General features: G+C 45.1%; 24 protein-coding genes. 2 read left to right on the top strand and 22 right to left on the bottom strand.

The features are described from left to right. Positions 1–50 precede the first annotated feature (50 nt). The 8 genes from fliB to R2J37_RS05610 form a co-directional block, all read right to left on the bottom strand. Positions 51–1166, bottom strand: coding sequence for a flagellin lysine-N-methylase (gene fliB, locus R2J37_RS05645; RefSeq protein ID WP_316266524.1), 1116 nt, complete (start codon positions 1164–1166; stop codon positions 51–53). Between the two features lie 15 nt (positions 1167–1181). Next, positions 1182–2564 carry an NCS2 family permease gene (locus tag R2J37_RS05640; protein WP_230106696.1) on the bottom strand — a complete coding sequence of 461 codons (1383 nt, stop codon included), beginning with the start codon at positions 2562–2564 and terminating at the stop codon, positions 1182–1184. Between the two features lie 147 nt (positions 2565–2711). Further along, positions 2712–4337, bottom strand: a complete 1626-nt coding sequence (ptsP, locus tag R2J37_RS05635) for a phosphoenolpyruvate--protein phosphotransferase (RefSeq protein WP_230106697.1) — start codon at positions 4335–4337, stop codon at positions 2712–2714. Positions 4338–4448: 111 nt separating this feature from the next. Beyond that, entirely contained in the window at positions 4449–5393 is a 945-nt protein-coding gene (gene cysK / locus R2J37_RS05630; protein WP_316267003.1) for a cysteine synthase A, read from the bottom strand. 62 nt (positions 5394–5455) lie between these two features. Beyond that, a complete protein-coding gene (locus R2J37_RS05625) occupies positions 5456–6745 on the bottom strand; it encodes an O-acetylhomoserine aminocarboxypropyltransferase/cysteine synthase family protein (protein WP_316266522.1) in 1290 nt (429 codons plus the stop codon). Between the two features lie 100 nt (positions 6746–6845). Beyond that, complete coding sequence (locus tag R2J37_RS05620) at positions 6846–7280, bottom strand: RrF2 family transcriptional regulator (protein ID WP_316266520.1); 435 nt, start codon at positions 7278–7280, stop codon at positions 6846–6848. A 73-nt stretch (positions 7281–7353) separates the two neighbouring features. Then, complete coding sequence (locus R2J37_RS05615) at positions 7354–7803, bottom strand: RrF2 family transcriptional regulator (RefSeq protein ID WP_230106700.1); 450 nt, start codon at positions 7801–7803, stop codon at positions 7354–7356. A 3-nt stretch (positions 7804–7806) separates the two neighbouring features. Further along, the gene (locus R2J37_RS05610; protein ID WP_316266518.1) at positions 7807–9219 is read right to left on the bottom strand and encodes an amidophosphoribosyltransferase; all 1413 of its coding nucleotides are present in this window, start codon (positions 9217–9219) and stop codon (positions 7807–7809) included. A 224-nt stretch (positions 9220–9443) separates the two neighbouring features. Between R2J37_RS05610 and R2J37_RS05605 the strand changes: the two genes are divergently transcribed. Continuing rightward, positions 9444–9644 (top strand): cold-shock protein, encoded by a 201-nt coding sequence (locus tag R2J37_RS05605; protein WP_230106702.1) that lies wholly within the window; start codon positions 9444–9446, stop codon positions 9642–9644. A 140-nt stretch (positions 9645–9784) separates the two neighbouring features. Here the strand turns inward: R2J37_RS05605 and R2J37_RS05600 are convergent, their stop codons facing one another. From R2J37_RS05600 to mnmM, 12 genes are all read right to left on the bottom strand, one after another. Then, positions 9785–10471, bottom strand: coding sequence for a P-II family nitrogen regulator (locus tag R2J37_RS05600; RefSeq protein WP_230106703.1), 687 nt, complete (start codon positions 10469–10471; stop codon positions 9785–9787). Positions 10472–10499: 28 nt separating this feature from the next. Then, complete coding sequence (locus R2J37_RS05595; protein ID WP_334306043.1) at positions 10500–11969, bottom strand: DUF1538 domain-containing protein; 1470 nt, start codon at positions 11967–11969, stop codon at positions 10500–10502. Positions 11970–12096: 127 nt separating this feature from the next. Then, a complete protein-coding gene (locus tag R2J37_RS05590; RefSeq protein ID WP_230106704.1) occupies positions 12097–12537 on the bottom strand; it encodes a MarR family winged helix-turn-helix transcriptional regulator in 441 nt (146 codons plus the stop codon). 207 nt (positions 12538–12744) lie between these two features. Beyond that, on the bottom strand, positions 12745–13188 hold the full coding sequence (locus R2J37_RS05585; protein WP_230106705.1) for an ACT domain-containing protein: 444 nt from the start codon (positions 13186–13188) through the stop codon (positions 12745–12747). A 16-nt stretch (positions 13189–13204) separates the two neighbouring features. Then, on the bottom strand, positions 13205–14536 hold the full coding sequence (locus tag R2J37_RS05580; protein ID WP_230106706.1) for a phenylacetate--CoA ligase family protein: 1332 nt from the start codon (positions 14534–14536) through the stop codon (positions 13205–13207). 46 nt (positions 14537–14582) lie between these two features. Then, the gene (locus R2J37_RS05575; RefSeq protein WP_230106707.1) at positions 14583–15002 is read right to left on the bottom strand and encodes an ACT domain-containing protein; all 420 of its coding nucleotides are present in this window, start codon (positions 15000–15002) and stop codon (positions 14583–14585) included. A 34-nt stretch (positions 15003–15036) separates the two neighbouring features. Then, positions 15037–15615, bottom strand: coding sequence for an indolepyruvate oxidoreductase subunit beta (locus R2J37_RS05570; protein ID WP_230106708.1), 579 nt, complete (start codon positions 15613–15615; stop codon positions 15037–15039). Then, positions 15615–17369 (bottom strand): indolepyruvate ferredoxin oxidoreductase subunit alpha, encoded by a 1755-nt coding sequence (iorA, locus tag R2J37_RS05565; RefSeq protein WP_316266515.1) that lies wholly within the window; start codon positions 17367–17369, stop codon positions 15615–15617. The genes R2J37_RS05570 and iorA overlap by 1 nt, the downstream gene beginning before the upstream one ends. Position 17370: 1 nt before the next feature. Then, entirely contained in the window at positions 17371–18681 is a 1311-nt protein-coding gene (locus R2J37_RS05560; protein WP_316266513.1) for a phenylacetate--CoA ligase family protein, read from the bottom strand. A gap of 547 nt (positions 18682–19228) precedes the next feature. Next, positions 19229–19708 carry a pyridoxamine 5'-phosphate oxidase family protein gene (locus R2J37_RS05555; RefSeq protein WP_256193117.1) on the bottom strand — a complete coding sequence of 160 codons (480 nt, stop codon included), beginning with the start codon at positions 19706–19708 and terminating at the stop codon, positions 19229–19231. Between the two features lie 11 nt (positions 19709–19719). After that, a complete protein-coding gene (locus R2J37_RS05550) occupies positions 19720–20049 on the bottom strand; it encodes a DUF4234 domain-containing protein (RefSeq protein WP_230106712.1) in 330 nt (109 codons plus the stop codon). A 72-nt stretch (positions 20050–20121) separates the two neighbouring features. Next, positions 20122–20703 (bottom strand): tRNA 5-(aminomethyl)-2-thiouridylate-methyltransferase MnmM, encoded by a 582-nt coding sequence (gene mnmM / locus R2J37_RS05545; RefSeq protein WP_230106713.1) that lies wholly within the window; start codon positions 20701–20703, stop codon positions 20122–20124. 154 nt (positions 20704–20857) lie between these two features. Here mnmM and R2J37_RS05540 point away from each other — a divergent pair, with 154 nt between their 5' ends. Further along, positions 20858–21517, top strand: coding sequence for a J domain-containing protein (locus R2J37_RS05540; protein ID WP_316266511.1), 660 nt, complete (start codon positions 20858–20860; stop codon positions 21515–21517). Between the two features lie 64 nt (positions 21518–21581). On the opposite strand, the gene R2J37_RS05535 is transcribed toward R2J37_RS05540, so the two are convergent. Both R2J37_RS05535 and R2J37_RS05530 read right to left on the bottom strand, forming a co-directional pair. Then, entirely contained in the window at positions 21582–23000 is a 1419-nt protein-coding gene (locus R2J37_RS05535; RefSeq protein ID WP_316266510.1) for a sensor histidine kinase, read from the bottom strand. Continuing rightward, the gene (locus R2J37_RS05530) at positions 22997–23719 is read right to left on the bottom strand and encodes a response regulator transcription factor (RefSeq protein ID WP_256193120.1); all 723 of its coding nucleotides are present in this window, start codon (positions 23717–23719) and stop codon (positions 22997–22999) included. Before R2J37_RS05530 ends, R2J37_RS05535 begins: the two co-directional genes overlap by 4 nt. Between the last annotated feature and the right edge of the window lie 20 nt (positions 23720–23739).

Raw genomic sequence — 23739 nt, 5'->3', positions numbered from 1 at the left:
TTTCCCCAAAAAAGTTGTCTTTTTCCAGAAAAACTATCCATCTAAAATAATTAGTGGGAAATTTGCCAGAACCAGTCTTCCAGCGCATTTAAATTTTGATCGGAGTGTTCGATCTCCCGGGCATACTGATAAGCCATACGAATGACCTCCTCTTTTGGCAGCCTACCTTTTTCTTTATACTCTGCCATCAGACACTCCTCGATCCACGCTGCCGAAAAGGCTGCCAGAAGTACCTTGGAATATACTGCATCGTCGTAGACAGCTCCGCAGAAATAGGTATAAATGAAAAAAATCACAATTTTTTCCATCATCCTATCCCATTCACGGCTTCCGAAGTCTTCCTGCTCTCTTGCCTTGCCAAAGCTTCCATAACATGCATCGTAGCTCTCTTTTCCTTCCCGGTATAAGCTCTTTTGTACATCCTGCAGCCTTTTCTCCCAGGAAATTTCCAGATGTTCCAGTTCCATAAGGATCTGCCAGCCTTTTTGCATATTCTCAAACCGCTTCGCTTTCCTTTTTTCCATGCTATTTTTCCCTCTGTTACAGTCAAAGGCAAACCCTTCCGTCCATTCTTCCAGAGCGGCAAAATCCCCCTCCTCCAGGAGTTTCTGCAGTCTTTCGGCAAAAAACAGACATTCTTCCATACGCACAGAGAAGGGGACCTCTTCTTTTTCCATCACAGAAAACAGAATTTCTCTTGCCTCTAAAAGTCTCGTATAAAGGAGAAAATCAAAGTCCTCCTCAAACTCATCCTCCTTCTCGTCCTCCCACTGGACAAAGGAACTTTTCCCTTTTTCAGTCAGCATGATCCGCGCCGCCTCCGGACAAGACAAAGAGAGGGAGTATTCTCTTACTCCCTCAAATTCCTCCACATGTCTCGGATACTCTCTGCATGTGCTGCACAGTGCTTCTTCTCCTGCTTCTGCCTGGAGATCACACAAAAATTGTTCATTTAAAAAGGCACATTTCCTGTCATACTGCAAAAAAGCTCCTTCTTCCCAGTCAATAGAGTTGATAAGCCGCCCTCTAAGTTTTCCGTCCCAATTCCAGTATCTCTTAAGGGACTTTTCGTCAATCATAATCTGCCAGCCCTCACAGCAGGAAGCAGGGCACTGATCTGCAAGACAGTGAAAACTGTCATAGTAAGATGGTTTCATATACCTCATGATAACATTTCTCTCCTACAGGAAAATATATTTTAAAATAAACAGAACCGAAAGAACGTACATTAATATGCTAAGTTTCTTTTCCTTCACTTTTCCGGAAAGGAGATTCAGCGCCACATAAGAGATAACTCCCATGGAAATCCCTTCTGATATACTGTAGAAAAACGGCATTGCTCCAATACAGATATAGCAGGGAATTGCTTCGCTTAGATCATTGAAATCAATATTGACTACATTAGTCAGCATATAAAATCCTACCACTACAAGAGCCGGAGCTGTAGCAAACGATGGAATGGCAAGAAAGATCGGCGAAAGGAATAAGGCAAGCCCAAACAAAATAGCTGTTGTAAAGGCGGTAAGCCCTGTTCTTCCTCCTTCTGTTACACCGGAAGCGCTCTCTACAAAGGTTGTTGTTGTAGAAGTACCAAGAACAGCTCCTGCTGTCGTTGCCACCGCATCTGCCAGCAGCGCTCCTTTAATGCGGGGCAGCCTTCCGTTTTCATCCAGCATATTTGCCTTGGAAGATACACCGATCAAAGTTCCAATAGTATCAAACATATCTACAAACAGGAATGCAAAAATAACAACAAGGAAATTCAGAGAAAAAACACCCTCAAATTCCATCTTTGCAAAAATCGGAGACAGACTCGGCACGGAAAGTCCGCTGCTGAAATCCGGGAGAAGTCCGTAAAATCCTGCTTCCGGATTTGGAACATAAATTCCTGTCATCTGACAGATGATTCCCAAAATCCAGGTAATAAGTATTCCCCAGAGAATATTTCCTTTGATATTTCTGATCACGAGTATACCTGTAATAATGATGCCCACAATGGCAAGGATCACTGTAATCCCCACATCATGAAACGTCGCCTCCGCCCCGTTGGCTGCATTGTATCCGTCCAGGGAATACAGTTCCAGCAGCGTAGAGCCGCCTACTACAATATTAGCATTCTGCAGGCCGATAAAGGCAATAAAAAGTCCGATTCCCACGCTGACAGCTGCTTTTAAATTCTGCGGAATCGCATTAAAAATCGCCTCCCGCACACTGGTCAGGGACAGAATGATAAAAATAATTCCCTCTACAAAAACGGCTGTCAGAGCAACCTGCCACGTATACCCCATTCCCAGAACAACCGTATAGGCAAAATAAGCATTCAGCCCCATTCCCGGTGCAAGCGCAAAGGGGTAATTGGCAAAGACTGCCATCAAAAGGGTTCCGATCAACGCCGCCAACGCTGTGGCTGTAAATACTGCCCCCTGATCCATTCCGGCTGCCGCCAGAATACTGGGATTTACGGCAAGAATATATGCCATTGTCATAAATGTCGTAATACCGGCAAGAATTTCTGTTTTTACATCTGTTCCATTTTCCTGAAGCTTAAATAACTTCTCTAACATATTTCTCCTCCTTCTCTTTCTTCCTTTAGTATCACACAAATCACAAAGTAAACTGTTGTCTGCTTCAGAGATTTGACCTCTTTAGTGTAACAAAAAGGGTCCGTAAAGTAAACGGACCCATCTGTTAAAAATAATAATCAATATTTATTACCGGATCTCCCGGATCTTTTTCCTGAGCGGAAGAACCTTACCCGGAGACACCGAAAGCTCATCCACTCCCATCTGAATAAAGGTTTCCGTCATAGAAGTGTCTGCTGCAAGATCTCCGCATATACTGATGTGCTTTCCTTCAAGATGTACATTATTAGTGACGATACGTATCATCTTGATCAGAGCCGGATGGTACGGATTATAATATCCAGCCAGACGCCGGTTTGTCCTGTCCATGGCCAGAGTATGCTGAGTCAGATCATTTGTACCTATGCTGAAAAAATCCACCTCTCTTGCCAGTTCACCGCTGATCATGACGGCTGCCGGTGTTTCAATCATAACACCTACTTTAATATTTTGGTCGTAAGCGGTTTTTTCTTCCTTTAATTCATCCTTTGCCTTTTGCAACACTTTCTTGGCAGCTATCACTTCCTCAAGAGATGTGATCATCGGAAACATAATGCCAAGATTGCCAAAAGCTGACGCACGAAGAATAGCACGAAGCTGAGTTTTAAACATTTCTTCCTTATCGAGAGAAATTCTTATGCCTCTGTATCCCATCATCGGATTGCCCTCTCCGGAAAGATCCAGACTTTCTGCCTGTTTGTCCCCTCCCAGATCAGCTGTCCGTATAATGACTTTTTTCATTCCCATAGCTTCTGCTGCCAGCTTATATGTCTGAAACTGCTGTTCCTCTGTAGGCATACGTCCTCCTGACTCCATGTAAAGAAATTCACTTCGGAACAGCCCGATTCCATTGGCATCATTTCTCAATACTTTTTCGATATCCTCACGGTTTCCGATATTGGCACATACGTCTATTTTCTGACCGCTCTGTGTAATATTTTCCTTCCCCTTCAGCCGTTCCAGCGTTTCTACTTTCTGAAGATTCTGCTTTTTCTTTTCTTTCATCTTCTCCATTGTTGTCTGATCCGGCTCGATATACAGCTTTCCGTCAAACCCGTCAATAATGACCATCTTTCCTTCATAGTCCTTTTTCAGGGCTTCTCCGATTCCGATCACAGATGGAATCCCCTTTGTCCTGGCAAGCACTGCCGTATGAGAATTAATAGAACCATACATGGTAACAAATCCCAGAACCTTCGATTTATCCAGCCTCACAGCCTCACTGGGGTAGAGGTCTCTGGCCGCCATGATAAATGGTTCATCCATAAACATTCTGTCTTTTCGGCTTCTTGACAGAATCCTTAACACTCTGGCGGCAACATCATGAATATCCGCTTCATGACCGCGAACATAACTTTCTGCTCTGGAAGAAAAGACCTTAAGAAAATTTTCTATGGAAACTTTAACCGCATACTCCGCATTCAGTTTCTGTTCTGTAATCGTGCGGATCACAGGATTGATAAACTCCTCGTCCTCCAGGACCATCTGCTGCATTTCAAATATCATCGCATTGGCCTCACCCAACTCGCCCGCCGACTCATCGTAAAGCTCCTGCAGCTCTGACGCTGCTCTTTTTCGCGCTTTCTGGAACCGGACCAGCTCTTTTTCCGCATCCTCTACATAAATTTTACGGATCTCTCTTTCACCCCTGTTAAAAAATACAAGACGCCCTATGACAATTCCTTCAGACACTCTTTTTCCTGTTAAAGTAATCATTCTTTTCTCCTGCTTTTCTAAACTTGTATATTACATTACTTTTACTTTACACGCTGGTGCCCTTCCAGTCAAGTCCTCAAAAATTGATGAGTCAAGCCATTGATCAAGATATTAAACTCCTGATGATTCCTCAAAAAGCGGAGTGGACAGATATCTCTCTCCCGTGTCAGGAAGCACCGCCACAATAGTCTTTCCCTGATTTTCCTGCCGTTTTGCAAGAACCATGGCAGCGTGAAGGGCTGCACCGGAGCTGATGCCTGTCAAAATCCCCTGTGAAAACGCCAGTTTTCTGGACGCTGCATAGGCATCCGGCGTTTCTACTTTCACAATTTCATCATAGATTTCTGTATCCAGTATATCCGGAACAAATCCCGCTCCGATTCCCTGCAGACCGTGAGGTCCCGGCATACCGCCGGAAAGTACCGGAGAATCTGACGGTTCTACCGCCACAATACGGACATCCGGATTTTTCCCTTTCAGATAAGCTCCCGTCCCGGTGATAGTTCCTCCGGTTCCGACGCCTGCCACCAGGATATCAATTTTTCCATCTGTATCCTCCCAGATTTCCGGTCCCGTCGTTTCCATGTGTGCCTTGGGATTGGCCGGATTTACAAACTGTCCAAGTACAATTGCGCCTTCCATAGTGCTGGCAAGCTCATCTGCTTTTTCAATGGCTCCTCTCATTCCCTTTGCGCCTTCTGTCAACACGATCCTGGCTCCGTATCCCGCAAGAAGCTTCCGTCTCTCCACACTCATTGTCTCCGGCATAGTAAAGATTGCTTTATACCCTCTTGAGGCAGCCGCAGCAGCCAGCCCGATGCCGGTATTCCCGCTGGTAGGCTCTATAATGGTATCTCCCGGTTTGATCAATCCCCTTTTTTCCGCATCCAGCAGCATGGAAAGAGCTGCCCTGTCCTTAATACTCCCTGCCGGGTTAAACAGCTCCAGTTTTACCAGAATCCTGGCTTTTAAATTTTCCTCTTTCTCTATCCTCTGTATTTCCATAAGAGGTGTTTTTCCGATCATTTCTTCCATACTTGTATATATTTTTCCCATAACTTTGTCTGCGCCGCCTAAATCCGGCGCTCTCCTTTCTTCATTGTTCATATTATCTATTCTTATTTGCTTAATATACGAAGCGCCTGTCCCAAGTCATCCAAAATGTCATCAATATGCTCTGTTCCAATGGAGACACGGACAGTATTTCTTTTAATTCCTGAATTTTTCAGCTCTTCTTCCGTCATCTGTGAATGAGTGGTGCTTGCCGGGTGGATCACTAAAGATTTCACATCCGCCACATTGGCAAGAAGGGAAAAGATCTCCAGACTGTCGATAAACTGCCGGGTTTCCTCCTCGCTTCCTTTTACTTCAAAGGTAAAAATAGACGCTCCCCCTCTTGGAAAATCTCTTTTATAAAGTTCATGATAGGGATTGTCCGGAAGAGAAGGATGATTGACTCTTTCAATCTGCGGATGGCTGCTTAAATACTCTACCACCTTACGGGTGTTTTCCACATGTCTTTCCACTCTAAGAGACAATGTTTCCAGTCCCTGCAAAAATAAAAATGCATGAAGAGGGGCTACCGTTGCTCCGGTATCTCTTAAAAGAACCGCCCGGATCCTTGTAACAAAAGGCGCATTTTTTGCAGCGTCTGCAAATATAACTCCGTGATAGCTTGGATCCGGCTGGGTCAGTGCAGGATACTTTCCGGACGCTTTCCAGTCAAATCTGCCTCCTTCTATGATCACTCCGCCAATTGCTGTCCCATGTCCTCCAATAAACTTTGTCGCAGAATGTATCACGATATCTGCTCCGTGTTCAAAAGGGCGATAGAGATAGGGGGTGGCAAAGGTACTGTCCACCACAAGCACGATCCCGTGTCTGTGAGCGATCTCGGCAATCTTTTCCATATCCACCAGATTCGCATTGGGATTTCCAATTGTTTCCACAAAAAGCGCCTTCGTATTTTCCCGGATGGCTGCCTCCCAGGATCTTTCTTCATCGGGATCTACAAAAGTTGCCGTCACTCCCTGGGAAGGAAGTGTATGTTCCAGAAGATTGTAGGTTCCTCCATATATGTATTTGCTGGCTACAATGTGATCCCCTGCTCTGGTCAGATTCTGAAAGGTATAGGTAACTGCGGCCGCGCCTGACGCCGTCGCCAGGGCTGCTGTTCCCCCTTCCAGAGCCGCCATTCTCTGTTCAAACACGTCCTGTGTCGAGTTCGTCAGTCTTCCATAAATGTTTCCAGGTTCTTTCAGAGCAAACCGATCCTCCGCATGCTGACAGCTGCGAAACACATAGGAAGTTGTCTGGTAAATAGGTACTGCTCTCGCGTCACTGGCGGGATCCGGCTGTTCCTGTCCTGCATGAAGCTGCAATGTTTCAAAACGATAGTCTTTTCTCATGTTGTCTTCTCCTTTTGTCTGTGTCTGATACAAATTTTCGGACCACTGTATTTATAACATATTATATCAATTTAGTAGGATTTATACGTAAATAAAAATTTCAAATATAATACATCATTCCGTCCTGCCGGGACTTCTCATATTCTTTTGCCAGATCATCCAGAGTCTTTTCTTCCAAAAGGCTGTTGACCTGCCGATCGATCTCATCCCATACAAGATGACGTATCGCTCTTTGCAGAGGGTCTGCCGGATTCCCGGAATCTTCCGCAATAGAAAAAGGGCCTTCCAAAGCTTCCAAAACTTCTTTTACTGTAATTTGTCGGGCATCTTTCGCCAACCGATATCCTCCGCCTGATCCTTTGATGCTTCTTACGATTCCTGCCCTTCTTAGCTGGCCAAATACCTGCTCCAGATAATTGAGGGAAATATTCTGTCTCCCGGCAATATCCGCCAGAGGAATAGGCGCATCTATCGTACTGACAGTCAGGTCTACAAGAGCGCGAAGACCGTATCTTCCCTTTGTTGAAACTTTCATATTTCTTTTGCTCCTTATATCTTTCGCCTTTTATTCCTACTAAACTTATATATATTATATGTTTTAAGTTATACTATGCTTTTTCCTGACTGTCAATATCTTTTTTCATCTTTTCCATTTCTTTCATAATATCTGAAATACGCACTTTTGCAGTCACGTCCAGGATGCAGTCCCATATCTGCTGCCATGTCCCCCTTGTAGGACAGACATCACAATCTATCTGGCAGTCTGCCGGGCGGGTCAGACATTCGACCGGTGCCAGAGATCCTTCCACAGCATTCAGCACGTCTTTTACATAAATTTGATCCGGGGAGCACTTAAGGGCATATCCCCCATGTGCTCCCCGTGTGCTTTCCACAATTCCTGCAGCCTTCAGAGACTTTACAATCCGTTCCAGGTACTTTTCCGACAGTGCTCTCCTCTGCGCAACATTTCCCAGACTCTCCAGCTTTCCATTGCCGGTATGCACTGCCAGATCCGCCACGATCTCCAGTGCATAAATTCCTTTTGTAGATATCTTCATAGACTATTCTTTCCCATTAAAGCAATAGGTACAGAGTTTGCAGGGTTCTATTCCAATAGAAGCAATCAGATCATCCAGCCTATGATAGCGAAGTGTTGTAAAATTCTGCTGCTTCCGTATTGCCTCAATCATTTTTGCATAGCGGCAGCTGTCCGGATCTGTATACTCTTCCAACACCTGATCGGAACAGTCCTCTCCCTCCATATCCCGGATCATCCTTCTTGTGATCAGTTCCATATCTGATTTGGAACGGGAGAAATTCAGATATTTACACCCGTACACAAGCGGCGGACATGCAGGGCGGACATGCACTTCCTTTGCCCCACTCTTATAAAGAAATTCTGTAGTTTCTCTTAACTGGGTACCGCGTACAATGGAATCGTCGATCAAAAGCAGTTTCTTATCCACGATCAGCTCCTTTACCGGAATCAGTTTCATGCGGGCGATCAGATTTCTCTGGCTCTGATTCTGGGGCATGAAAGATCTCGGCCATGTGGGGGTATATTTAATAAAAGGCCTTGCATAAGGGATTCCCGATTCGTTGGAATATCCAACTGCATGAGCAATGCCGGAATCCGGCACTCCCGCAACAATATCCGGATGCACACTGTCTCCGTCGCGTTTTGCCAACATGCTTCCGCACTTGTAACGCATCGCTTCCACATTGACTCCCTCATAGGAAGAAGTCGGATAGCCGTAGTATACCCACAAGAAAGAACAAATCCTCATTTTTTCTCCGGGCTGCGCCACTGTCTCCACATGCTCCGGCGTAATATAAACAATTTCCGCCGGTCCCAGTTCCTTGTAATCTGTATATCCAAGGTTAATATAAGCAAAGCTTTCAAAGGACACACAGTATCCATCTTCTTTCTTTCCTACCACAACAGGCGTTCTTCCATATTTGTCTCTTGCCGCATACAGGCCGTCTTTTGTCATCAGCATAAGCGTAAGGGACCCGTCTATCATATCCTGTGCGTACCGTATTCCTTCCACAAAGGAAGCCTTCCTGCAGATCAGAGAGGCCACCAGTTCTGTAGCGTTGATCTGCCCTCCGCTCATTTCCTGAAAATGAGAATGTCCGTCCTCATAAGCCTTTCTCAAAAGCTCGTCCAGATTGTTGATCTTTCCTACCGTAGTGATGGCAAAACTTCCAAGATGGGACTGGATCAGAAGCGGCTGCGGCTCATAATCTGAAATACAGCCTATTCCCAGATTTCCTTCCATCTCTTCCACATCCCGCTCAAACTTTGTACGAAATGGAGAATTTTCAATATTATGTATCGCTCTGCAAAAGCCCCCCTCTCCGTGAGCCGCCATTCCTCCGCGTCTTGTTCCCAAATGTGAATGGTAATCCACTCCGTAAAACAATTCCAATATACAATCTTTCTTTGATGCAACACCAAAAAAACCGCCCATGTGATTTTCTGCCTCCTTATTATAAAAATCAGTTCTCCTGTAAATACGTGTCTATTATAAAGGATAATTTTCGTATAGACAAGGTAAAATCTTTGGAAACTCCGGCCTGTCTCCATTGACTTTTCCTCTGATATATGTTAGTGTTAGAGAGTACAATTTCCAGACAATTCTGTAGATTGCACATATTCCAATTTATTTTTTTATTATTTTATGGAGGTAGTACAATGAACAAAGGTACTGTGAAATGGTTTAACAACCAGAAGGGCTATGGATTTATCTCCGATGAATCAGGAAATGACGTATTCGTTCATTATTCCGGACTTGTCATGGATGGTTTTAAATCATTGGAAGAAGGCCAGGCGGTAGAATTTGAGGTGACCGAAGGCGCAAAAGGACCACAGGCTGTCAATGTAGTAAAGCTTTAGTGGTTAAAAATTAATCGAGAGTAAGATGTACCTTTTATTTATTATAAATAGCAATTCCGATTTAGATATTTAAAAGCAATACATGCGAATGCGATTAAAAAGGCACCGGGACAGCATACTGTCCCGGTATTTTTATATTTCTATTCTTCCTCTTCCTCTATCAGTCTTAACCCTGCTGTGCTCGTTACAGGCAGCGAGAAAACAAGTGATTTAGCTTTTGTCTCCATTCCTGCCTCTTTCATAATCGCCCTCATAATTTCATTTTTTTGTTCTGTCTTTGTAACAATCAGAACAAGCTCCTTCTCCGATACCAGAGAAACTCCCAGAAACTTTTCTGCCCGCTTCATGCCTACGCCTTTGGCATGAAGCACAGTGCCTCCTGCCGCCCCCGCTTTTCTCGCCGCATCCATTACCATCTCGTTATATCCCTGATTTGCAATCACAACAAGCAATTCATGTGTGGTCTCTTTCAATATTGTCTCCTCACCTTTCTCAAAATCCTGATTCTCTGTTAAAAACATCAGTTCTCGTTTTCCGCCAATACTGCTTACCGGAACAATAAATGCAATCCCTACTCCCGGCACATCAATCTGAAGTTCTCTTTGCAGACCTCTTTTCAGCATTTTCCATACACTGTCCGTCACTATACTTAAAATCACGGTTTTTTCTGCCACTTCCAGTCCCAGATAATCCAGCACCTCATCATTGGCCGTACCTTTTCCTAAGGTAACAATACTGACCTCTGCCTTATTTTCTTTATAAAATTCCAGAAATTCCGGTGCCCGCTTTCGATCTGTAATCGTTACCATCATAAATACTTCACTCATACACATATCTCCCTTTGCCATTTTTCATCTATAATTCGATGATTGCATCATCCGGAAGGGCATCCAGACCAAGCGCAGGCTCCATCTCTGACAATCCTTCCGTACTCTTTCCCTGCAGCTTATAGATCAACCCCATTACCTGTATAGTAATCAATGGTGTCATAGCCACCATAGCAACTACACCAAATGCATCTGTTACCACATCCCCGCCTACAGATGTACATGCCCCGATAGCAAAGGGCAGCAAAAACGTCGCTGTCATAGGGCCTGATGCCACACCACCCGAGTCAAAAGCAATAGCTGTAAAAATTTTCGGGACAAAGAAAGATAACAAAATCGCCGCCGCATAACCGGGTACAAGGAGATAGAAGATAGAGATTCCCGTGAGAACTCTCAGCATGGCAAGCCCTACAGAAACCGCAACACTAATAGAAAGCCCTGTCTTCATCGCATTTCCCGATATTGCCCCGTCCGTCAGCTCCTCTACCTGTTTCGTCAGTACATAGACGGCCGGCTCAGCAATAACAATGAAATATCCGATCAACATACCAATGGGGATAATGATCCAGCGATATGGAAGCTGCGCTATAAGCTGTCCCAAATAATTTCCGGCCGGCATAAATCCTACATTTACTCCTGTAAGAAATAGTACAAGGCCAATATAAGTATAAAAAAGACCTACAAGAATTTTAATGAGCGATCTTTTTTTGAGTCGCAGAGAAAAAATTTGAAAAAGCCCAAAAAATACTACTATAGGAAGTAAGGAAACTGCAATTTCCTGAAAATACTCCGGCAAAGCATGGAGAAATAACTGACCCAATTTCACAGAATCCCCTACCTCCGTAATTCTGCTGGCTGTGTAATATCCTCCGTCAGACTGGTAAATCATACCTAAAAGAAGAACCGCAAGAATAGGGCCGATAGAACAAAGAGCCACCAACCCAAAGCTGTCGTCTGCCGCATGCTTATCGCTTCGTATAGAAGAAATACCGATACCAAGGGCCATAATAAACGGGACTGTCATTGGTCCCGTGGTTACACCTCCGGAATCAAAAGCCACTGCAAGAAATTCCTTTGGAGTAAAAAGTGCAAGCCCGAAAACTACCGCATAGAATACCACCAGAAGAGGCGGCAGCGGAACAGAAAACAAAATACGCAGCAGAGCTACCACAAGAAAAATCCCCACTCCAACTGCTACTGCTATGACAATGACCATGTTCGGCACCGATGGTACCTGCTCTGCCAAAACCTGAAGATCCGGTTCGGATATCGTAATAATAAAGCCCAGAACAAATCCCAGAACCACCATGATCCAAAGCTTTTTTGATCTGGTCATACTGCTGCCGACCCGCTCCCCCATGGGGGTCATCGCCATCTCTGCCCCCAGTGTAAAGAACATCATTCCGATGACCAGCATCACTGCCCCTATTATGTACTCCAGCATAATACTGGGTGACATAGGCGCGATTGAAAAGCACAGTAACAGCACGATAACCATAATTGGCACAACTGCACTTACTGCTTCTTTACATTTCTCTTTCAAATTTTGTTTCAATTCTATCCTGTGAAACTTTGCTTCTGTGTGTGATAGATTGCTTTTGCTCAAAAAACTGCCCCTTTCTACTTTATTGCTGCATCTGCGTTACTTCCCACGCAATGCTGTCAATCATTTTTCGTTGTATCCGGAGAAATTCGCAGGCATCCTCAAAGCCAAGTCTTTCCAGAATCCTTCTGGCCGCCTCGACTGCTTCCTTATGTTGTATCACACTCAAAGAATCTCCCTTCTCTGTAAGAATGACGATCTTCTGTCTCATATCCTGTCCGTCCACCTGGCGTACAATAAGTCCTTTCTCCTCCATATGGTTCAGCATCCTGGCAATTCTTGCTGTACTGACATCCAGCGCTTTACTTAACTCCTTAGGATAGGCGCGTTTTCCATGCTCAGACAGATATCCCAGTACAAACATTTCCCCATGTATTGCTTTAATCAGCTGCTGATTTTCCGGAATATGACACAATACCATTTCTGTATCAATAAATTCCTCTGCCAATTTGTCAAAACACATACAAAATCACCTTTCATTTTACTAACCATGTTAGTAATTATATCGGATTTTACACTTGCCGTCAAACCGCTCACCTCATTCTTCGCACAATCTTAACATCAGGCCTCCCTTTTATCACTCTCCAGTCCCCTCAAAGTATCCTTCACAGATAAAATGAGACTGTGCATATACACAGTCTCATTTACTGATTATTTTTCGATTCTTTTACTAAACATTTGCCCGGTAAGCCTCATCGGCAGTATATACATCAAATCCGCTGCCTTTCAAAATATCTATCACTCTTCCCGGATCATCGCTTTTTAAAACTGCAGCCGCATCACTTCCATTTGCGAAGGCATACATATACTCAATATTGACTTCGCCATCGACCAGCTGATGCATTGCCCTGCTCAAAGAGCCTGTTGCATGCGGTACTCTAAGAGCAACCACATCTGTAAGCATTGCTGTAATGCCTGCTTCTTTCAGAACTGCTCTTCCTTTATGAGGTTCTGATACGATCATACGGAGCATACCATATTCAGAAGTGTCTGCAAGACTTAAGGCCACAATATTGACACCGCCTTTTGCCAGTGTGTCAAGCACTTCGTCCAGACGCCCTTCTCTGTTCTCCAGAAATACTGATAACTGTTGTACTGTATTACTAATACCCATGATATTCCCCTCCTTCTTACATCTGCCTGTTGTCAATCACACGTTTGGCTTTGCCTTCGCTTCTCTGGATCGTCTTAGGTTCAACCAGTTTCACCCGTACAGACACTCCCAGCGCCTGCTTCAAAACTGCGCCGACTTTATTTTTCAGTTCATCCAGCTTCCGGATCTCATCGGAGAAGTACCGTTCATCTACCTCTACCATGACAGTCAGAACATCCATATTATTTTCCCGGTCAACGATCATCAGATAGTGAGGAGCTACTCCGCCGCCCATAGACAGAAGTGCCGTTTCAACCTGAGTCGGGAATACGTTGACACCGCGGATAACTTTCATATCATCAGTACGTCCTGTAAACTTGCTGATCCTCGGCAGTGTTCTGCCGCATTTGCAGGTACTGTGATCAATACTTGTAAGATCTTTCGTGCGGTACCGAAGCAGAGGCATTCCTTCTTTGGAAAGTGTTGTAAATACAAGTTCCCCTGTCTCTCCATCTGCACATGGTTCTTGAGTTGACGGATTGAGTATTTCCGGATAGAAATGATCCTCATATACATGAAGACCTTCATGGTGGATGCAATCCAGCGCAACACCCGGTCCGGTAATCTCACACAGGCCATAAATATCAAAGCAGTTGATATGGAGAATATCCTCTATCTTTTTTCTCATCTCTTCTGTCCATGGCTCAGCGCCGTGAATACCAGCTTTCAACTGCATATGATCTACAAGGCCTGCCTCCTGAATAGACTCTGCAAGATAAACAGCATAGGACGGCGTGCAGGCAAATGCTGTAGCGCCGAAATCTTCCATACACATCATCTGACGCTGTGTGTTTCCTGCCGACATTGGAATTGCCATTGCTCCCAAAGCCTGTGCACCCAGGTCCAGTCCCATTCCTCCTGTGAAAAGTCCATAGCCGTAGCAAACATGGATACGGTCTTCTGCTGTAAGACCCGCCATAGTCAGCGCTCTTGCTACACATTCTCCCCACACCTCGACATCTTTCTGGGTATAGGAAGCAAGGGTCAGCTTACCTGTTGTTCCGGAAGTTCCCTGAACACGGGCAATCTGCTTTTGCGGAACTGCAAGAAGTCCAAATGGATAGTTGTCTCGCAGATCTTCCTTTGTTGTGAAGGGAAGTTTTCCAATATCTTCAATTCCCTTGATATCCCCTGGCTCTATACCGAGGTCATCCATTTTCTTTCGGTAAAATTCCACATTATTGTATACTCTGTGCACCAGATCTACCAGTTTTTTACTCTGCAGGGCTGACATTTCATCCCTGCTCATACACTCAATTTTCGGATCTCTGATCCTTTCCTGCCAATTTTCTAATGATACTCCTGCCATATTTATTTTACTCCTATTCTTAATTTCTTCTGGTATAAAACCAGTTCTAAAGATCGGATTCATCTACTGTCTTCACATTTGCACTCTTAAGAATGGAAGCTGCTTTTTGATAATCGTCTGTATTAAATACCAGAACCGGAGCGCGTCCTTCGCGGATTACAAATGAGTAGATGTAACTTACATTGATGTGATTCTCTGCAAGTATTGCCAACATCTGATTGAGATTGCCTTTTTTATCTTCCAGCTCTACGCCGATCACGTCGCTGACTCTTACAACAAATCCCCGTTCAGTAAGATAACCCTTCGCCTCTGCTGGCTTATCGACTATGAGACGAAGGATACCAAACTCCGGAGTATCAAAAGACGCGACCGCCCGGATATTTACATGAGCTTCTGTAAGCCTGGATGTAACTTCCATAAGGCTGCCCGGCTTATTCTCCACGAATACTGATAGTTGCTTTAGCATGTGACACCTCCTTCTTGGTTCCTTTAATTCTATATCATCTTGAAACAAGGTGATATCCCACATCGAATGCGGCTTTGTTGATCTCAATGGTCTTTGGTGGTACAGTACTTTCAATTACCTTGTACCAGTCTTCCTTTGAGAAATCCATATGCTGTGCCGCCACACCCAGTACGATCATATTAAACACTTTCGGATTGCCCAGTTTTTTAGATTCTTCTGTAGCATTCACCGCATAAACCTTATGGTCTTTTTTCAGCTCTTCCAGAATACCTTCCGGATATTTGGCTGCTCCGATCACCACCGGCATGGGATCGATCCTCCAGTCATTGATAACAAGTGCTCCGTCCTTTTTCAGGAAATGAGCATACCGCATTGCCTCTAATCTTTCAAAAGCGATAATGACATCCGCCTGGCCTTCTTCTACAATAGGCTCTGCCACTTTTTCTCCATAGCGCACAAAGGTCACAACACTTCCGCCTCTTTGGGCCATTCCATGTACCTCTGACAGCTTTACGTCATATCCCCCTGCAATGGCAAGTCCTCCCAGAACTCTGCTGGTAAGAAGAGTTCCCTGGCCTCCGACGCCTACGATCATAATATTTTTTACTGCCATTATCTGTCACCTTCCTTTACTAATTCAATCGCACCAAACTTGCACAGAGAATCGCACAGTCCGCATCCGGTGCACATCGTATCGTCAATATGGATGGTTCCATCTTCATTCTTTGTCATAGCCGGACATCCCGGTTTCATACACATCCCGCACTTCTTACATTTATCCGGATGTGCAATATACAGAGGTTTCTTCTCCTTTGAAAGGAGAACGCACGGTGTCTTTGTGATAATAACGGAAACTTCATCCCGTGCTACCTCTTCCTTAATTGCCTTTTCCAGTGTTTCAATATCAAACGCATTGATCTCCTGGACATGTTTTACGCCGAGGGCGCGGCAAAGTCCCGGAATATCGATAGCATAAGTAGGATCTCCCTGAAGCGTTTTCCCTGTTGCGGCATGATCCTGATGCCCCGTCATTCCCGTTGTGGAATTATCCAGGATAATGACAGTTCCTGTCGCCTTGTTGTACATCATATTCATCAGGGAATTAACTCCTGTATGTAAAAATGTGGAATCGCCGATCACTGCCACCCAGTTCTTAATGTATTCTTTCCCCTTTGCCTTCTCCATACCATGAAGGGTGGAAATGCTGGCTCCCATACAGACAGTGGTATCCACAACACTAAGGGGCGCCACTGCTCCCAGCGTATAGCATCCGATATCTCCCGCCGCATGGATTTTCAACTTATTCAGCACATAGTATACACTTCTGTGAGGACATCCCGGACAGAGGATCGGCGGACGTCCCGGCACTGCTGCAGGAGCAGAAAGCTCCAGATTTTCATGCAGAATTGCCTCCCGGATCATATTGGCACTGTATTCGCCCTGAACAGTGAAAATCTCTTTTCCCACTGCCTGGATTCCCCAGGATTTCACCTGTTCCTCGATAACCGGATCCAATTCTTCTACAATATAGAGTTTCTCAACCTTGGAAGCAAATTCCTCGATCATCTTTCTTGGAAGCGGATTCACCATACCAAGTTTCAGAACAGACGCTTCCGGCAAAGCTTCTTTTACATACTGGTAAGGAATCCCGCTGGTAATAACGCCGATTTTGGTATCTCCCATCTCCACTCGGTTAATTGGCAATCTATTTGCTTCTTCCGCAAGTTCATTGTTTCTCTTTTCAATTTCCACATGACGTCCCTTTGCGTTGCCGGGCATCATAACATTTTTTGCGATATTCCTCTCATAGGGTTTATCCGGGATTTCTTCTCTTTCATGAAGCTCTACGATTCCCTGGGAATGTGCCAGCCTTGTTGTCGTACGGAAAACAAAAGGACGGTCAAATTTTTCACTTAAATCAAAGGCCATCTTCATAAATTCTTTTGCTTCCGAACTGTCGGACGGCTCCAGAACAGGAAGCTGCGCTGCTCTTGCCACCATACGGGTATCCTGTTCATTCTGGGAACTGTAAAGTCCCGGATCGTCTGCCACAATAATAACCAGCCCTCCGTTAACTCCCATATAAGAAACTGTATAGGCCGGATCTGCTGCTACATTAAATCCTACATGCTTCATACAGGACATAGCTCTTGTCCCGGCAACAGAAGCTCCAATCGCCACCTCGGTTGCCACCTTTTCGTTAGGTGACCATTCACAGTACAGATCGTCTTTGTACTGTACCAGATATTCACTGATTTCTGTGCTCGGTGTTCCGGGATAAGCAGCTGACACCTTCACTCCCGCTTCGTATGCTCCCCTGGCAATCGCCTCGTTGCCGAGCATAATTACTTTCTTTGACTCTGACATTTTATAGTCCATCCTTTCTCAAATCTGTTACTCTCTTTGCCTTTCCCTCAAATCTCTGAAGCGAATAAGGCGCTACCAGCTTAATCTGAGTGGCAAGTCCCAGCTGGGCTTTCAGCCCTTTCTTTATTCTTGCCTCCAGCTCGCTTAACATGGAGTAGCTGTCAAGCAGTCTGTCATCTACAAGCTCTACTGTGATCGTCATAACATCCAGTCGGTTCTTTCTCTCCACAAGGATTTCATAATGAGGTCCGATCTCCGGAATCTGGAAAAGTACTTCCTCTATTTGCGTCGGGAATACATTGACTCCTCTGATGACAAGCATATCATCTGCACGTCCGGAAAGATTTTCCATGCGGACCGTTGTTCTTCCGCATTTACATGGTTCATACATCAGCCTTGTAAGATCCCCGGTACGGTATCTCACAAGCGGAAGAGCCTCCTTCCCAAGACAGGTAACAACCAGTTCCCCCTTCTCTCCCGGGGGCAGAACTTCTCCGGTTTTTGGATCAACAATTTCCGGAATAAACCAATCCTCATTGACATGCATTCCCGCAAGCTGCTCACATTCTCCGGCCACTCCCGGCCCGCACAGCTCGCTCATACCGTAATTCTGCGTGCACAGGAACTGTTCTCCCCATACCTTGTGCATTTCATCCCGCATAGGTTCCGTCATTCCTTCTCCGCCAAACAGACCAATATGTACGTTAAGATCCTTTGCGGGGTCTATTCCTCTTGCCCGGATTTCCTCTCCTAAATGCAATGCATAGGACGGTGTTGCCACAAGCAGTGTTACTTCCATATCCTGCATAAACATGATCTGCTTTTTTGTATTTCCTGATGACATGGGAATCACTGATGCGCCTATCTTCTCCAGTCCGCCATGCAGACCCAGCGCTCCGGTAAATGTTCCATAGCCGAAAGAAATCTGTGCCACATCGTCCGGCGACGCCCCTCCCATACAGGCAATACGTGCAACATTATTCAGCCATACATCCAGATCATGCCTTGTGTAACCTACAACGGTCGGCTTTCCTGTTGTCCCGGAACTTGCGTGGAATCGTACAAGATCTTTTTTGTCCACTGCAAAAAGTCCCATCGGATAATTGTCTCTGAAATCCGCTTTATATGTAAAGGGCAGTTTCGTCAGATCTTCCAAAGTACGGATATCCTCCGGCTTCACCCCTGCTTCATCCATCTTTTTTCGATAAGGAGCAACCTTCTCATAAATATAATGAACTGTCTCTTTCAATTTTTTTAACTGGATTGCTTCTATTTCATTTCTTGGCAGAGTCTCTTCCTTTGCCCAAATCATGACTGTTCCTCCTTTTTTGAGAATCTTGATCCTTTTGTAGTACTTTGCCCTGCCCCTCGAACTCTCCGAGTTCTCGTTCGCGGGCTTCGCCTTCATAGTTTTTTACCATTCGCCCTGCCCCTCGAACTCTCCGAGTTCTCGTTCGCGGGCTTCGCCTTCATGGTTTTTTACCATTCGCCTTGCCCCTCGAACTCTCCGAGTTCTCGTTCGCGGGCTTCGCCTTCATGGTTTTTTACCATTCGCCCTGCCCCTCGAACTCTTCGAGTTCTCGTTCACGGGCTTCGCCCTATAGAAATACAAGACGCCAACTCCGCCTGCAAGCAGGCGTTTTGTCTTCTTGTATTTCTGCACGGCTCATTGCCTACGCGGATATTATAGCACATTACTTTCGCGAGTTAAAGCATTAATTTGCGAAAAATAAAATTTTTTGTAATAGTGCTAATATATATCAGCTGTAAAATTTTCCAGAACAGGATTGTTTTAAAATTTCCTTTCAACCACAAAAGAGAAAGCCAGCGGCTTTCCCTCTCATATCCGTTTCACAAAATCAGTTCGTCCCGTCATGATGCTTACAGGCATATTCTTCCAACTTAACCTTGATCACTTCCACCGCATTGATCCACTTTTCATCAAAGTTATCAAAGTCCTTTCCCGTCTGGTGACGCATAATTACTTTCAGACCGTACAGTTTTTCCTCCGGTGTCTGCATCATTCTTGCTTTCCCGGTTCCGATCAGGCTGGCAAAATAATAACTGTGATCACAGGGCTTTTCCGCTTCCATCAAGCCATGGCGGCAATCAAGCTCCACGCAAACTTCCGGCTCCTCCCGAAGGGTTTCAATCTTGCGTCCCACCTTTGCGCTGTGAAAATAGAATACCGGTTGGCCGTCCTCATATTCACAGCCGAAATTCATGGGAACAATATAAATCTTCCCCTGGCTTTGCATACCGATCCGACACACCTTACATTCCTTTATAATCTCCTGAATATCTTTTAAATCTTTGATCTCACGTTTTGGTCTTCTCATGTTTTCCCCTCCTATTCCGGCGTATAACGGTTAATATCATTCTGGATCAGACAATAGTTTACAATATCCAGATTAAGAATGCTTAAGATCAGATACAGAATACTGTTATCCGTTACATCCGGAAATACCTGAAACGCTTTTCCCATCTGGTAATTCCAGTAATACCCGTAAATGCCGCATGTAATAATTGTAAAGAGAATGACCATTCCTCCGTCTGTATTCCACCTCTGGGGATTGATTCTCCTGGCTGTCTCATTGATCTGATACATCCAGTAAAACATATAAATGCCGCATGTGATGATGGCAAACACCACACATAGCCCAATATTTCTTCTCTGCATATCCTATCCTCCAAAAAAAATTGTCAGTGCTATTATACTATCCCTTTCTTCCTCTTACAAGAGGGCCGCAGATCACTTTTTAAATATAAGCACAGGCAGAGGAGGATGATTTTTCCTGTTATAGTATTCCTGAAGGATTACCGTATATTCTCCGGGAGAAAGCTCCTTTAAAAAAGCAAGTAAGGTTTCTTTTTCTTCAAATCCCGTATCTCCGCCACTGTAAATGCAAAGACTCATAAAACCTCCATGTTTCAATATCTCAAGTCCTTTTTGAACAGCTGCAACGCTTGTTTTGGCGGCGGTAGCAATATTGTGATCTCCTCCGGGCAGATATCCGAAATTAAAACAGATGACATCCATACTCTCTTTCTTTGCATACCGATCCATCTGTTCATGTCCATCCAGGATCAGTTTTGCCCGGTCCTCCACACCATTTTCTTTCAAAAGCGCCTTTGTCATATCCAGCGCCTCCTTTTGAATATCAAAAGCAAGAACCTGCCCCTGTTCTCCCGCCAACCTTGCAAGAAGGAGGGTATCATTCCCTTTTCCCATAGTCGCATCAATATAGTTTCCCTCCCGCGGTGCCAAAGACCGGATCAGAGCATGACACCAATCTGTAATCCGGGAAAAATTTTCACATCGATTCTCTGTCATATTCTTCTTCCTTTCACTGCAACTCTTCTATAAGAATACCCCAACCCCTTTGGAAATACCAGCCATTTTCCAAATCTGCGGTTGATTTCCCTTCTTCCGTGACGTATTATAATAAGTGGGAGTATATAGATGGATTTTTCAAGGGGAGATGTATATGAAAGACTGTACTTATTATGATCTTCTTGGTGTTCCTATGGATGCAGACGAAAAAGAAATCGCAGACGCCAAGAATTTTTTAGTGAAAAAAATGCATCCGGATGCCAATGTAAATTGCAGCTTTGATACGACTTCTTATATACAAAATGTGCTGACTGCTTATCGGATTTTAAGCGATCCTAACAGCCGGCGGATTTACGACCGCCGCATCAGAAATCCAATCCGAAGAGAGACAGCGGCCGAAAGAGCTGAGGAGCAAAGCAGACCTCTGTCCCCTAATTTTGCTCCTTACTGGGAAGCCGGCAACAAGCTGAACGGCCTGGTGACCGAAAGCGCTCTTCTTTTGAAACCGAAACGTTTTGGCAGACAGGAGCCGGATGAGGAACGGCTGACGGCTATTGCCGGTGAGGCTTATCCCCACATACAGGTTCTGGAACAGGGTGAAATTCCCCGGCAATACTGGTTCTCTCACGCTATGAACTGGCTGCTGTTCCAGTGGAGCCAGAACAGGGATCTTCCTTATGCGCTTCTTTATTCTATGTATGACAGCTATCTGGAACAATGTAAATCTGCTTTGGAAAAACGGAAAATCACCAGCCAGGCTTCTTTATTTTTAAACAACCTGGATAAGCTCATTACATACAGACAATTAGGTTAAAAAATTTTTCTCTATTTCCAGCTGTGCCAAGAGCTACCGCTTCAATGCGGCAGCTCTTTTTTATTCAATAGGAAACTCTTTGTTCCGAAGTTTCCGTCCTGCAGGGCAGATCAATGATGACTTCAAATCCTCCATATCTGCTGTGTCCGATCTGCATGGTTCCTCCATGCACCTGTGCAATCTGCCGGACGATCAGAAGGCCCAGTCCATGACGCTGTCCCGTCACGTTTTCATCGCACATCATATAATGGGGCTCATGGTTCAGTTTCTCCAGCTGTTCTTCTGTAATTCCCTGACCGTCGTCTTCCACCCGGATCCGGCACCGGTCCTTGTCTTTCTCTACCGTTACATAAATGGAACATCCCTCCGGGTTATGATTGATGCTATTCTGAAGCAGATTCCCGGCTGCCCGCCCGATCAGCCCCTTGTCAGCCTCCACCAGACAGATGCCAAGGGAATCCTCTGTCAGCCATTGTATCGGATATTTCTCCTCCGGATCTGTATTGATAAAATCCACTACCGTCTGTCTCACAACCGCAACAATATTTATTTCCTCCAAATCAGTAGGCTGCATATTGTATTCCAGCTTAGAGGCAAGATTCAGGTCATTGACAAGATTTTTCATCCTCTGGCTCTGGCGGCAGATCACATCCAGCTCTTTTTTCTGTCGGTCCGTAAGATTGGCATCTCCCAGAAGATGTCCCGCATATCCCATGATCATGGAAAGCGGCGTTCTGATATCATGGGATACCCCGGCAATCCAGTTTGCCCTTGCCGTTTCTTTTTTCCGCAGTTCCCTGTTCCTGGACTGAAGAATCTCAGAAGCCTGATTCAAACTGCCTGCAATATCAGAAAGCAGCCCTTTCTTGGGAATATAGGCTGATCTGCCCTTTGCCAGATTCTCTACCCCTTCCACAATAGGCCCCACAGATTTCAAAAGCTTCATATCTGTAAAAAGATAAATAAATATTACAATTCCGATATTCACAGCGATCATGATAACAGCAAATGGAACGGCATATTTGACCATATTATAATCCCAGGCGGGATAAAGATGTTTCCAAAATGTCTGCTTTGGGTATCCGATAATCACAAGCCCTCCATCTGCTGCTGCCGGGAAAGTGGGGCTGTCCTGGAAGTAGCCCCTTGTCAGTTCTGCTGCCATGGAAGGAGTACAGGTCAGCGGCATCTCTTCCGGAAGATTGTCGGTATGCCACAGCACTTTCCCCGTTGCATCTTCAGCGAAAAAAGCCCACACATGTTCCTCTTTCAGCCTGTTCTCTATCTCCTCCGGCAAGCGATATCCGTCTGCAGTCTTCGTAAGCCCTGCCGCCACCTCTTCTGCCGTACTGTAAGGACGGCCATTAGACTGAAAGCCGTATGTTACACTAAACAGAACAACAAGATTTAAGATCGGCAGAAGCCCAAATACACAAAGCAAAGTCAAAACAAGCCTTCGAGCTAATTTTAATACGTTTTTCATCTTACCGCTCCCCTCTGCCCATCCTCCGTCATCAGTTTATATCCCAGCCCCTTCACTGTGATCAATGATGCCGGATGAGACGGATCTGCCTCAATCTTTTCACGGATACGCCGGATATGGGCCATCAGAGAATTTTCATAACCATAAGTATTCTCACCCCAGGCCGCCTCACACAAAGCGTCAATGGTCACGATCCTGCCTGCATTCCGATACAGGGCCCCGAGGATTTCAAACTCCTTTGCGGTAAGAGCAACCTTCTCCCCATCCTTTACAACTTCTGCCCGGTCAAAATCAATCTGACATCCTTTCAGCTCGACAAGGGGATTCTCATTTCTATAGCTCCGTCGAAGGATAGCTCCTATCCTCAAAGTCAGTTCCCTGGGTAGAAAAGGCTTTACCAGATAGTCATCCGCCCCAAGTCCCAGTCCCTTGAACTTATCTTCATCCTCCCCGCATGCAGTGAGAAAGAGAACCGGATAGTCTTCCATCTCTCTTAACTTTTCAAAGAGAGAAAAGCCATTTCCATCCGGCAGCATCACATCCAGAACAGCCAGCTCCGGATGGAAGGAACGGGCCGTCTCCACCGCCTCCTTCTGGGTGGAAGCAGTGCGGATACTGCTATAGCCCTCCTCCTTTAAAATAGAATATACCATATCTAAAAGTTCCTTCTCGTCATCCACAAGGAGGATCCGTTTCCTCTTCAAATATTCCTGACCCATACTTTAAAGTCTTCCTTTCC

The sequence above is a fragment of the Claveliimonas bilis genome, from assembly GCF_030296775.1.
Lineage (GTDB): Bacteria > Bacillota > Clostridia > Lachnospirales > Lachnospiraceae > Claveliimonas > Claveliimonas bilis.
Note: the sequence above shows the minus strand (reverse complement) of the source record. Positions and strands in the feature narration are given on the sequence as shown.

Bases quoted from the DNA above. Each gene is read 5' to 3' on its own strand.
- R2J37_RS05595 (WP_334306043.1), bottom strand. From the start codon at position 11,969: ATGGTTATCGTGCTGTTACTGTGCTTTTCAATCGCGCCTATGTCACCC.
- R2J37_RS05535 (WP_316266510.1), bottom strand. From the start codon at position 23,000: ATGAAAAACGTATTAAAATTAGCTCGAAGGCTTGTTTTGACTTTGCTT.
- R2J37_RS05610 (WP_316266518.1), bottom strand. From the start codon at position 9,219: ATGGGCGGTTTTTTTGGTGTTGCATCAAAGAAAGATTGTATATTGGAA.
- mnmM (WP_230106713.1), bottom strand. From the start codon at position 20,703: ATGACAGAGAATCGATGTGAAAATTTTTCCCGGATTACAGATTGGTGT.
- R2J37_RS05570 (WP_230106708.1), bottom strand. From the start codon at position 15,615: ATGGCAGTAAAAAATATTATGATCGTAGGCGTCGGAGGCCAGGGAACT.
- cysK (WP_316267003.1), bottom strand. From the start codon at position 5,393: ATGGGAAAAATATATACAAGTATGGAAGAAATGATCGGAAAAACACCT.
- R2J37_RS05575 (WP_230106707.1), bottom strand. From the start codon at position 15,002: ATGCTAAAGCAACTATCAGTATTCGTGGAGAATAAGCCGGGCAGCCTT.
- R2J37_RS05585 (WP_230106705.1), bottom strand. From the start codon at position 13,188: ATGGGTATTAGTAATACAGTACAACAGTTATCAGTATTTCTGGAGAAC.
- R2J37_RS05600 (WP_230106703.1), bottom strand. From the start codon at position 10,471: ATGAGTGAAGTATTTATGATGGTAACGATTACAGATCGAAAGCGGGCA.
- R2J37_RS05560 (WP_316266513.1), bottom strand. From the start codon at position 18,681: ATGATTTGGGCAAAGGAAGAGACTCTGCCAAGAAATGAAATAGAAGCA.
- R2J37_RS05620 (WP_316266520.1), bottom strand. From the start codon at position 7,280: ATGAAAGTTTCAACAAAGGGAAGATACGGTCTTCGCGCTCTTGTAGAC.
- R2J37_RS05540 (WP_316266511.1), top strand. From the start codon at position 20,858: ATGAAAGACTGTACTTATTATGATCTTCTTGGTGTTCCTATGGATGCA.
- R2J37_RS05615 (WP_230106700.1), bottom strand. From the start codon at position 7,803: ATGAAGATATCTACAAAAGGAATTTATGCACTGGAGATCGTGGCGGAT.
- R2J37_RS05640 (WP_230106696.1), bottom strand. From the start codon at position 2,564: ATGTTAGAGAAGTTATTTAAGCTTCAGGAAAATGGAACAGATGTAAAA.
- R2J37_RS05555 (WP_256193117.1), bottom strand. From the start codon at position 19,708: ATGAGAAGACCAAAACGTGAGATCAAAGATTTAAAAGATATTCAGGAG.
- R2J37_RS05590 (WP_230106704.1), bottom strand. From the start codon at position 12,537: ATGTGTTTTGACAAATTGGCAGAGGAATTTATTGATACAGAAATGGTA.
- ptsP (WP_230106697.1), bottom strand. From the start codon at position 4,337: ATGATTACTTTAACAGGAAAAAGAGTGTCTGAAGGAATTGTCATAGGG.
- R2J37_RS05550 (WP_230106712.1), bottom strand. From the start codon at position 20,049: ATGCAGAGAAGAAATATTGGGCTATGTGTGGTGTTTGCCATCATCACA.
- fliB (WP_316266524.1), bottom strand. From the start codon at position 1,166: ATGAGGTATATGAAACCATCTTACTATGACAGTTTTCACTGTCTTGCA.
- R2J37_RS05625 (WP_316266522.1), bottom strand. From the start codon at position 6,745: ATGAGAAAAGACTATCGTTTTGAAACATTGCAGCTTCATGCAGGACAG.
- R2J37_RS05530 (WP_256193120.1), bottom strand. From the start codon at position 23,719: ATGGGTCAGGAATATTTGAAGAGGAAACGGATCCTCCTTGTGGATGAC.
- R2J37_RS05580 (WP_230106706.1), bottom strand. From the start codon at position 14,536: ATGGCAGGAGTATCATTAGAAAATTGGCAGGAAAGGATCAGAGATCCG.
- R2J37_RS05605 (WP_230106702.1), top strand. From the start codon at position 9,444: ATGAACAAAGGTACTGTGAAATGGTTTAACAACCAGAAGGGCTATGGA.
- iorA (WP_316266515.1), bottom strand. From the start codon at position 17,369: ATGTCAGAGTCAAAGAAAGTAATTATGCTCGGCAACGAGGCGATTGCC.